This window comes from Armatimonas sp. (assembly GCF_964826245.1).
The window spans coordinates 1-9663 of the sequence record NZ_CBAYMC010000174.1 but is presented as its reverse complement, the minus strand read 5'-3'; the positions used below and the strand labels follow the sequence as shown (position 1 = coordinate 9663).

Here is a 9663-nt window from a genome sequence, read left to right as displayed (position 1 = left end):
GTGAAGGGCTGGTGGGTCGGCGATCCGGTCGAGGCGGCCAAAAAGTGGGTGCCAGTTGTCCGTAAGAACTGCGATGTGCTGGTGGCGCTGACGCACGTGGGCGTGGACGACGATAAGAAAATCGCAGAGGTGCCGGGCATTGATGCGATTGTCGGCGGGGACTCGCACACGTTTCTGTACAAGGCGGTCGAGGTCAACGGGGTTCCGATTGTCCAGACCGGCGAGTTTGGAGTGAATCTCGGAAAGTTCGACCTACACTTTGCCAAAACGCCTGCCGGTGGCTGGAAGCTGGCGAGCTACGACTACACCTTGCTCCCCATTACCTCAAAGCTCAAAGAGGCAAAAGACGTGAAAGCGGTCGCGGATGCCTACGCTGCGCCGCTAAAGAACGGCCCCACGGTGCTCTTGCCAAAGCGCTTTCTGGGGGCCACACCCGACGAGCGCACGCGCCACACGAGCGAGGCGGTGGCTCTGGCGCTCGCCAAAGCAACCAACGCGGAAATTGGGCTCCATGTAGAGGGCGATGGATTCTTCGATGCCTTCCGCACCGAGACGCTCACCCGCTACGATATCTGGGCCGTGATGCCTTTTAAGAATAAAGTCGCCACTCTGACGATGACCGGCGCGGAGCTGACCGAGCTAAAGCAGAAGAACAAGGGCCTGATCCTGAGCGCCCCCGTAAGCGATCCCGCGAAGCTCTACACGGTTGCGCTGGTGGACTTTACGGCCACGGGGACACTCAAAATAGACGCAAGCCGCCTCAGTGTCGGCGGCGACTTGCGTGAAGCCGTGATCGTGGGGCTCGGAAAGCTTACCCCTTAATCACCACGGATTTTCCGGCAGGAAGCGTGATGAGCTTGGTGTGCGCTGAGCCCTGAACGCGTACGGGGACTTTGAGGGTGTGGCTTGCGACCAGAGTGGCTTGTGTGAGCTTGCCCTCTGCCCACGCGAGCGACTCCACCGTGATCCCGCCGCGTGCCCGCAGGCCCGTGATGCTGCCTGATTTCCAATCAGGCGGCAGAGCTGGTAGGAGATGCACTTCGTAGGCGTGGCTCTGGAGAAGACACTCCGCGATTCCCGCTGTCGCGCCGAAGTTGCCATCGATCTGAAAAGGTGGGTGGGAGTCGAAGAGATTGGGGAGCGTGCACTGGGTAAAGAGGGCTTGCAGATGCTCGCCCACGGCCTTGCCGTCCTCGAAGCGCGCCGCGAGGCAGAGCAACCACGCACGGCTCCAGCCGGTGTGCCCGCCGCCATGCGCTAGTCGGGCCACGATGGTCTTCTTCAGCGCCTCGGCCAGCTCGGGGGTGCCTCGGAGCGTGATGGCATTGCCGGGGTAGAAAGCATACGCATGACTGATATGCCGGTGGCCCGGCTCGGGCTCGTCGTAGTCTTCTTGCCACTCCTGTAGACGGCCATCGCGGGGAGAAATTTGTAGCGGGGCGAGGTTTCCAAGGGCACGCTCTAGCTCGCTCTGGAAGCTGTCATCGGTGCCAAGGAGCTGCGCCACGGCCAGCGTGTTCTCCCAGCACTCACGGATGATCTGGAGGTCCATCGTTGCGCCGTAGGTGAACCAAGACTCCTCGCCCTCTTTTGTGCGGAATCTATTCTCCGGCGACTGCGACGGGCACGTGGTGAGCTTTCCGTCTGGCCCCACGACGGCAAAGTCCAGCAAAAACTCCGACGCACCTTTCAGAATCGGATAGATCCGCTTGAGGTGCTTCTGTTTTTCGGGAGCGAAGCGCCAGTGCTCAAAGAGGTGCTGACAGAGCCACGCTGCACCCAGTGGCCAGAGCCCCCAGATCCCGTCGGCGGGCGCGACAAAACCAAAGATATCCGAGAGATGGTGCACCACCCAGCCCCGCTTGAAGCCGTAGTGTTTTTGGACGAACTCTCTGCCGGGAGCGACCAAGCTCTCGGTATAGGCAAAAAGCGCCTCGTGGCAGTCCGAGAGGCTGGTCACTTCGGCGGGCCAGTAGTTCATCTGGAGGTTGATATTGGTGTGGTAGTCGCTATTCCACGGGGCTTTCATGTGCTCACACCAGAGCCCTTGCAGATTGGCGGGCAGGTTCTCGGAGCGGGAGCTGGAGAGGAGCAAGTAGCGCCCGTAGTGGAAGTACAGCGCCGCCAGTCCGGGGTCTTCAGGAAATTCTTTGAGGCGCTTGTCGGTGGGCAGCTTAGCCTGCGTGGCGGGAAGTGAGAGTTCCGTGCGCCGGAAGAGCCGCTGGTGCTCGGCCTGGTGGCGGGCAATCAGCTCAGTGGTGGGGCGATGAAAGGCATCTTCTAGCGTGGTTTGCGCGTCCTCGGGGTTGCGTGCCTGCCAGCTCGTTCGGGCCGTCAGAAAGAGCGTCACTACGGTTGCATCCACGATCTGGATCGTGTCGTCGGTGGCCTTGACCAAGCCGCCCTCAACTCGGGCACGGACAAAGCAGGCAAAGTGAAGCCCCCTGCCCTCGCGCTCGATCTGGCCACGCAACGCCAGGCTATCGCGGCCCATGGCCTTGATCTCCAAGGTCTGATTCGCGTCTTTGGCAGCGCGTGCGAGGCGAATCTTGAGGTTCAGGCTCTCGGGTGCATCGGTGTGAAAGCGGACAATGAGCACGTCATCGGGGGCGCTGGAGAAGACCTCGCGGGTGAAGCGTGTACTCTTAGCCGTAAACGCCGTGCTGGCAACTGCCGTGTCTAGGTCTAAGGTACGCCGGTAGTTTTTTGTCGGGCCGGGAAGTGTCTGCTCGATAAACAAATCCCCGAGGCTCTGGTAAGAGTGGATGCGCTCTGGGATACCCAAAAGTGCCTCTTTGCAGAGTGCCTCGGCTTCTTGGTGCTTGCCTGCAAAGATCAGCTTGCGCACTTCCGGTAGCGCCGCCTTTGCCTTTGGATTGTGCCGGTCTTGCGCGTAGCCGTCCCAGAGCGATTCTTCATTGAGCTGGATTCTTTCGTGCTCAATCCCGCCAAAGACCATCGCCCCCAAGCGCCCATTGCCCACGGGAAGCGCCGCGTTCCAGTCGGCGGCGGGCTGTTCATACCAAAGAGTTGTTTCCTGCATACTGCGTTGAGTTTACCACTGCTACCGCAAGACAGGGCTAGACATCGCGGAAGACGCCTTGGCGAACGGTGATCACTCGGGCGTTCTTGACGGCATCCAGTGGGATCGGGCTGAGATCCGTGGTTGTCAAAAACGTTTGTCCGCCCGTGAGGGAGAGGGCGAAGATCTGGTTGCGACGGCTCTCGTCTAGGTCAGAGAGGACATCATCCAGTAAGACAATCGGCGGCTCCCCGACGGTCTCCTCGATCAGCTGACGCTCCGCGAGGCGCAAGGCAAGTGCGACCGTGCGCTGCTGGCCCTGAGAGCCGTAGGTGCGGGCGTCTAAGAGCGTGCCGCCCGGTGGCCCGATACGAAACGTCAGATCATCGCGCTGTGGCCCTAGCGTTGTCACGCCGCGTGCGGTCTCCTCGCGGCGGACGTTTTTTAGCGAGGCAAGAAACGCCTCGGGGACGCTGAGATCGGTGAGGGGAAACGACACCTGATAGCCCACATCGAGCGTCTCCAGCCCACCCGTCAGCGACTCGTGGATCGGCCCCGCAAGCGCTGTAAGCCGTAGCAGCCAGTCTCGGCGGCGCTCAATGAGCTTTGCCCCGTGCTCCACCAGCGGCGCGGTCCAGGCTTCCAGCGATGCCACATCCCCATGGCCATGCTTGAAGTCTTTGAGGAGCCGATTGCGCCCCTCCAGCGCCTTGCGATACGCCGCCAGTGCCAGGGCGTAGCGTGGCGAGAGCTGGCTGATCTCGTAGTTGAGAAACCGACGGCGCTCATCGGGCTCGCCCCGGATAATATCCAGATCCGTCGAGGCAAAAAGCACCGCGTTTAAGTGCCCCAGTAAGTCCGTCAAGCGCGGCTGCTTACTCCCTCCCAGCTTCACCAGCTTCCCCGATGTCCCCACTCCTCCCGCACCAATGGCAAGCTCTAAGTCATTAGAAATATCGCCGCGCTTCTGCACCTCCGCCACGACTCGCGCCAGTGGGGCACCAAAGCGCACCAGCTCGGTATCGCGGCTTGTCCGGTGAGACTTGGTCGTCGCCAGCGCGTAGAGCGACTCTAACACATTGGTCTTGCCCTGCGCATTGGGGCCAACCAGCACATTCAGCCGCTCCCCTGGTGAGAAATCCAAGCGGACATAGTTGCGAAAATCCGTGAGCTCTAAGCGGCTTACATGCACTTCTGGAACCTCAGGATGAGTGCCAAAGGCAAGCCGATTTTTTCTTTCAAGTGCCCAAAGGTCACCGCAAGGCGCGTATCTACCAGCGGCTCGGCGACAAAAGTGAGCGTGAGCCCGGCAGCATATGCCGCATTGACATAGTCCGCGAGGGTGTGGGGGGTTCGGGCGATGCGGCACTCCTGACCCTGGAGGTCGGTGAAGCGCAGGTACGGCGCACGGTCTTTGCGAAACACCGCACTTGATGCCGCACGCTCCAAAGTGAGGCCCAGCGGGTGGAGCTCGGAGACCACCAGCACGCCGCCAGGCTTCAGCACCCGTGACAGCTCCGCAAACGCCGTGTTCAAAGACTCCACAAAAGTCAGGGCCAGTGCGCAGACCGCGGCATCGAGCGTGGCATCCGGGATGGGGATATGCTCGGCCAGATCGCCCACTCCCCACTCAATCGGTAGCTCCGCCCTGTGGGACTTGTGCTGCGCCACTTCCAGCATCGCCGGGCTCAGATCCACCCCCGCCACTTTTTCCGCACCGAGCCGCATCAACTGAATCGCATAGCGCCCCGTGCCACAGCCAATATCGGCGACCGCTTTTCCGGCCACATTGGGCAGCGCCGCCAGAGTCTGTGAGGTCTCTAAAAGCAACATCGGGTTGCCGGAGAGCCGTAGATCGTAGGTGTCGGCCAGCCGTGCAAAGCCCTCGGCGGGAGAAAAATAAAACGCATCGTCATCCACAAGTGCTATTGTACTTCAGGCAAAGCCTCTGGCAACCGAAAATGACGTTTATGAACCGCATGAACTACCCGAAAGAAAAGTTTTCGTTTGAAGCCCCTGCTGGCTTTCGACGCGTCGCCGTGCCGGGCTATCTTTGGTGTGGCCTGACAGTAGCGGGCGAGCGAATCACCGTCCAGCTCTGGAAGCGCAACACGGGCCTCACCGAGCTGAAGCCACAGTCGTCGGCCCAGGTCTACGCCCACTTTCACCCCAAGCTCCCCGGAAAGACTTTCTTGCGTGGCTCCGCCGAGGGCATGCAGGTCAGCGGCGCGACCGCGTCTTTTTCTGGGATCGAGCGCCTCCAGTATGGCAAGCCGGTTCGTAGCTACCAGATGCTCGCACTCTTTGCGGGGAATCTCTATGTGTTTGAGTACACCGCCCCCATGCCCCGTGCCGAGAAAGGCGTCGTGGCGTTCTCGCAGCTCCTGGAGTCTGTGCGCTGGACAGGGATGCTGCCTCCCGCACCGAAGAAGTTAGAAGTGTTTAAGGGGCTGGGAAGTCAACAAGGCGCGGCAAAGCCGGAGACCACTCTGGCGGAGAAGCTCGGGCTACCGGGAATTCCCGCGACGCGTGCGGTCTCCACCAAGGCAGGCGGCGTGCTCAGCTCAGGGCTTTAGGCGCGCTGCCTTCTCTAAATGATAGTCGGTGTGGTTTGCCATCGCGGCAAACCATGCCCCCAGCGAGAGCTTGAGCAAGGGAAGTGCGGCGGAGGCGACTTTGATGCGCTTCAGATCGGCGCTTGCCGTGCGCTCGATCACGGCAACAAATTTATCGTGTGCCTCGGCGTAGCGGCTCAGGAGAGCTTCTTTCTCTAAGTGCGCCTCACTCGGCTCAAAGCCTTTGGGAACAGGCGTTATCGCCCCACCGGGTCTGGCTCCAACCATCTCGATAAACTTGCGCTCAAAGAAGTTAGGACTCCACGCGGCAGGATCACCTGAGGGGATGCCTTTCGCAAGCGACTTCTCCATCTCGCCGACGGCTTTCTCCAGTGATATCGCAATATGATCGAGCTGCATTCCCAGCGACCAAGTATCGCTGTCGGGGCGGGCGTTGAGCTGCTCGTCGGTGAGGTTTTCGGCGAGGGTCAAACCACGCACTTTTTGGGCTAAAAATCTCTCTTGCATCATCCTACTCTCTTTAAAAATGCAGCGATATCGCCGCGAAAGGGAAGAAAAGTTATGGTTAGTTGACCACTGGCTGTGGCGCGGACACTCTGCTCACGAATCGCTTTGCCTGCCACCGTGTCCCACCAGATTAGCTTGTAGGCACCGACGCGCAGGCCGCTGAGCGTGAGTGTCCCATCACTAGGATAGGCCTCGTTTGCTGTGCGACGGAGCCAGAGTGCGGCGCGGGTGCTGTCGGCCTTTGCCCGCACAGACACGCTGGCTCCCACAGGCCCCACCGTGATCTTGCGGATCGTCACCCAGTCCGCGCCAGGGTTTTCGAGGGTGAGGGTATGGGTGCCTGCGGGAATTGCCGCCGTGAGGGTGGCATTGACCTGAGTGTCGCTCCCGCTAGCGGGCCAGGCTCTCTCCGCGATGGTCTTTCCATTGAGCTTGATGGCCAGAGTCCCCCCAGAGCGTGCCACAGTCTGCACCTCTACTGTGATACTTCCCGCCTGCTTCAGTGTCACGGGAAAGTCGGCCTTGGGGAACATCTCGCGGTGCGCGGTGCCCTGCAAGAAGCTGGGCATCTCCCCGATTCCCTCGATCGTGCCATCGGCACGGACAGGAAATAGAGTGCGCTTGGTCTCCCCCCAGCCTTTTCCCGGCCCCGATGATGCCACGCCACCATCGGGTGTCGTGACGGCTACGGTTGCCGGACGTAGCGCCGTCACGCCCGAGGCTGCCATAAATCCCGTCGCCGCTTTGAAGAGCCCGTAGAGGTTACGTTTCTCGACATTCTCCCAGGCCCAGTACTGCGCCGCCCCCGACGCGTCCGAGAAGAGGCTGGCCCAGAGCCCCGCTTTTAAGTACCGTCCATCATCGCCATTGAGATCTCCCGAAGGACCGATCTCGCCGTAGAAAATCGGCTTGTTTGTTGGCTTCACGGAGAGCGCTGTGGCCGCTAGATCCGGCGGGTAGGCGTGGGGCTGCTCGTAGTCCACCGCCGCGTAGAGATCACCGCCAGGCAGATGGGAGCTGGTCGTCACAAGATGCTGGTGAATGTCCAGGCTGCGCAGATACGCCGCCATGTCTTTGTGCCATGTCTCCACGGTCTTGGGTGCGTTTTTTGCGCCCTCCGTCCACTCGACTTCGTTGAAAAGCTCCCATGCCAGAATGCTCGGGGAGTAGCCCCAGCGGGCAATGGTATAGCGGAGCTTATTTTTGGTGCGCCGCCGTGCCTCGGGGTGCGTGAAAAACTCCGCTGTGGTCTTTAAAAAACCGCCGTTCTTGACATTCCACGGATTCTCGCCCCAGTTAGAGTTGACATTAAGTGCGTAGGGCCCGTGGTGCTGCAAGACGAGCTGGAAGTAAATCCCATGCTTCTGTGCAGCCTCCACAATCCCATCCCAGCGCTTTGCCACGGTCAAGCTGAGTGTGTCGTCTTTGGTGTCCCAGTCTAGGTTCTTACCGTCCCAGTGGCACATCCACACCCGCGACCAGTTCTCGCCCGCTCCACCCATTTTTGCAAAGGCATCGGCCACATCAAAATTGCCCGAGCGCCATGCCACGTTGTGCCCCATGGGCCAGTAGGGCTTGCCATTGTCGTAGGCAAAGCCTAGCCCCTTGCGCCGGACAAAGTGCAAAGGCTGCGGCTGTGAGGTTGTGGTGAGCTTTGTCTTTACCAGCAAGCCATTTCGGATCACACGCTGCGCTCTCCAAGTGCCCTCTGCCGTCAAGCGTGCCTTCCAGGTGGTACCACCATCGAAAAAGGCAAGTATGGTCTTGGTCTTTCCGCCTGTGCCATAGAAGTCCACAACAACATTGTTCTGTTCTGGATCAAACGGATTGCCAGCTAGGTTGGGAATGAGAAACAAAGTTTCATAGGTCGTCATGAAAATATTCTAGCCGTTTTTATCAGAATTGGCATCTCTCACCCGTTCTAGGGCTGGAGGAAACCAAAACCTATGTACCATACACGAATTCGAGAGCTTCCCACGGAGGAGCGCCCGCGCGAGCGACTGATCCACTACGGAGCCGACGTGCTCTCTGTCTCGGAGCTTCTGGCGATCTTGCTACGCACCGGGACGGAGAAATACAGCGCGGTAGGGCTGGCCGATCACTTAATGGCCCAGTTCGGGAACCTACGCGGGCTGTCGCATGCCACGATTGAGGAGCTGGCTGGGGTTCACGGGATCGGCCCAGCAAAAGCGGCACAGCTCAAGGCGGCCATTGAGCTAGGGCGGCGGCTGGTGGCGGCAAGCCCGGAGGAGCGCACCAAGATCCGCTCCCCGCGCGATGTCTACAATCTACTAGGGCCGATGCTGCGCGAAGAGAAGCGTGAGCACTTCATGGCCCTTCTCTTGGACACGAAAAACGGCGTGCTTCGGAGCCGGACGGTGAGTGTCGGGGATCTCTCCAGCAGCATCGTGCACCCCCGCGAGGTTTTCTCAGAGGCCATCCGTCATGGAGCGGCGAGCCTGATTGTGGCCCACAACCATCCCTCGGGCGACCCATCACCCAGCCCAGAAGATATCGCCGTGACCAAGCGCCTCGCAGAGGCCGGGGAGCTTCTGGGGATTGAGATACTCGATCACATCGTCTTAGGCGACAACCGCTGGGTCTCACTCAAGGAGAAAGGACTATTCTAGCACTCTAAAACTTAACGCCAAGCTTGGCCTCAGCCTTGTACTCGTTGCGCTGTGCTCCAGACGCAATGGCAAGATTCGAGGTCATGCTTCCCCCCATGGTAAGGTTCATGGTGGAGCCAACATTGTGTGTCAGTCCAAAGGTGTAAACTTGCAAGCCTTTCGGGCCTGCGCCATAGAAGAACGTGTTCTTGTAGGTACCATTGAGATTGGTGTAGCGGCTGAAGCGCATCCCCAGGTTCACCTGGTACTCACCAAACGTTGCCGCGCCTGCCTTAACGGCCTCAGGGTGCTTGGCATTGTACTCATTCATGGCATACGTGCCACCAAGCTGAATCGCCCCCAGGTTGGCCGCGAGTCCGTACTCACGACGTGTCAGGGGATTGATCTGATTTTGTTTTGCGGGGTCTTCGGGGTTGAGAGTATAGGCACCCATTACTTGGAAACCGGCAAAGGGCCGTAGTGCCAACTTTGCGTTAGCTGTATCTAAGTTTGCCGCCACATTGGGTGTGGCACTTCCCAGAGCAAAGCGGTCTTTGAGGTTGCCGGTGAACTGGAAGGCACTCTTTTCTGTTCCTAAGGCAGCACCATAATTGTTGGCTCCTACCCGTGTAGTGCCATCTTCCGTGGACTGAAAGGCTCCGGTGAGCTTGGTTCCTGGCATTGGCATGAGCTCCGCCCCCGTCGTCAGGCTCGTGATATTCTTCACGGTTCCTGTCTTACCATCGGGCATAAAGGGAGTAATGACCTGATCTTTTTGCTCTGCCGAGAGAGTGACTTTAGGCGATGGCTGGAGTTTTACGCCCACCCCTTGCTTTTGCTCGGTCGCTGCCCCTGTCGCCGACTGGCCCGTGGTGACAGTGATACTTGCGCCGGTTCCCTTGGCTCCTCCCACAGCCGCGAGAGAGAGCGCCGTCTCCTGCGCCACTCC

The 9663-nt window shown here is 59.8% G+C and carries 9 protein-coding genes; 3 read left to right on the top strand and 6 right to left on the bottom strand.

The genetic code is table 11. The features are described 5' to 3' along the window. Positions 1 to 822 (top strand): 5'-nucleotidase C-terminal domain-containing protein (locus tag AC1XOS_RS15670; RefSeq protein ID WP_481963162.1); only part of this gene is annotated, 822 nt, incomplete at its 5' end. Here AC1XOS_RS15670 and AC1XOS_RS15665 read toward each other — a convergent pair. Genes AC1XOS_RS15665 through AC1XOS_RS15655 form a run of 3 tightly spaced genes read right to left on the bottom strand, consistent with a single transcriptional unit; the run spans position 812 to position 4942 of the window. Next, positions 812 to 3043 carry a glycoside hydrolase family 95 protein gene (locus tag AC1XOS_RS15665; protein WP_481963161.1) on the bottom strand — a complete coding sequence of 744 codons (2232 nt, stop codon included), beginning with the start codon at positions 3041 to 3043 and terminating at the stop codon, positions 812 to 814. The genes AC1XOS_RS15670 and AC1XOS_RS15665 overlap by 11 nt on opposite strands. A 37-nt stretch (positions 3044 to 3080) precedes the next feature. Further along, positions 3081 to 4214: a DNA replication/repair protein RecF gene (recF, locus tag AC1XOS_RS15660; RefSeq protein WP_481963160.1), complete on the bottom strand. Its 1134-nt coding sequence runs from the start codon at positions 4212 to 4214 to the stop codon at positions 3081 to 3083. Further along, positions 4205 to 4942 (bottom strand): class I SAM-dependent methyltransferase, encoded by a 738-nt coding sequence (locus tag AC1XOS_RS15655; RefSeq protein ID WP_481963159.1) that lies wholly within the window; start codon positions 4940 to 4942, stop codon positions 4205 to 4207. The genes recF and AC1XOS_RS15655 overlap by 10 nt, the downstream gene beginning before the upstream one ends. A gap of 50 nt (positions 4943 to 4992) precedes the next feature. Between AC1XOS_RS15655 and AC1XOS_RS15650 the strand changes: the two genes are divergently transcribed. Continuing rightward, entirely contained in the window at positions 4993 to 5598 is a 606-nt protein-coding gene (locus tag AC1XOS_RS15650) for a hypothetical protein (RefSeq protein ID WP_481963158.1), read from the top strand. Here AC1XOS_RS15650 and AC1XOS_RS15645 read toward each other — a convergent pair. Together AC1XOS_RS15645 and AC1XOS_RS15640 are read right to left on the bottom strand one after the other, a co-directional pair. Beyond that, positions 5587 to 6108, bottom strand: a complete 522-nt coding sequence (locus AC1XOS_RS15645; protein ID WP_481963157.1) for a DinB family protein — start codon at positions 6106 to 6108, stop codon at positions 5587 to 5589. The genes AC1XOS_RS15650 and AC1XOS_RS15645 overlap by 12 nt on opposite strands. Then, on the bottom strand, positions 6105 to 7979 hold the full coding sequence (locus AC1XOS_RS15640) for a hypothetical protein (protein WP_481963156.1): 1875 nt from the start codon (positions 7977 to 7979) through the stop codon (positions 6105 to 6107). The genes AC1XOS_RS15645 and AC1XOS_RS15640 overlap by 4 nt, the downstream gene beginning before the upstream one ends. A gap of 72 nt (positions 7980 to 8051) precedes the next feature. Here AC1XOS_RS15640 and radC point away from each other — a divergent pair, with 72 nt between their 5' ends. Continuing rightward, the gene (gene radC, locus AC1XOS_RS15635) at positions 8052 to 8735 is read left to right on the top strand and encodes a RadC family protein (RefSeq protein ID WP_481963155.1); all 684 of its coding nucleotides are present in this window, start codon (positions 8052 to 8054) and stop codon (positions 8733 to 8735) included. A gap of 4 nt (positions 8736 to 8739) precedes the next feature. Here the strand turns inward: radC and AC1XOS_RS15630 are convergent. Further along, a partial coding sequence (locus AC1XOS_RS15630) for a hypothetical protein (protein WP_481963154.1) occupies positions 8740 to 9663 on the bottom strand: 924 nt, incomplete at its 5' end.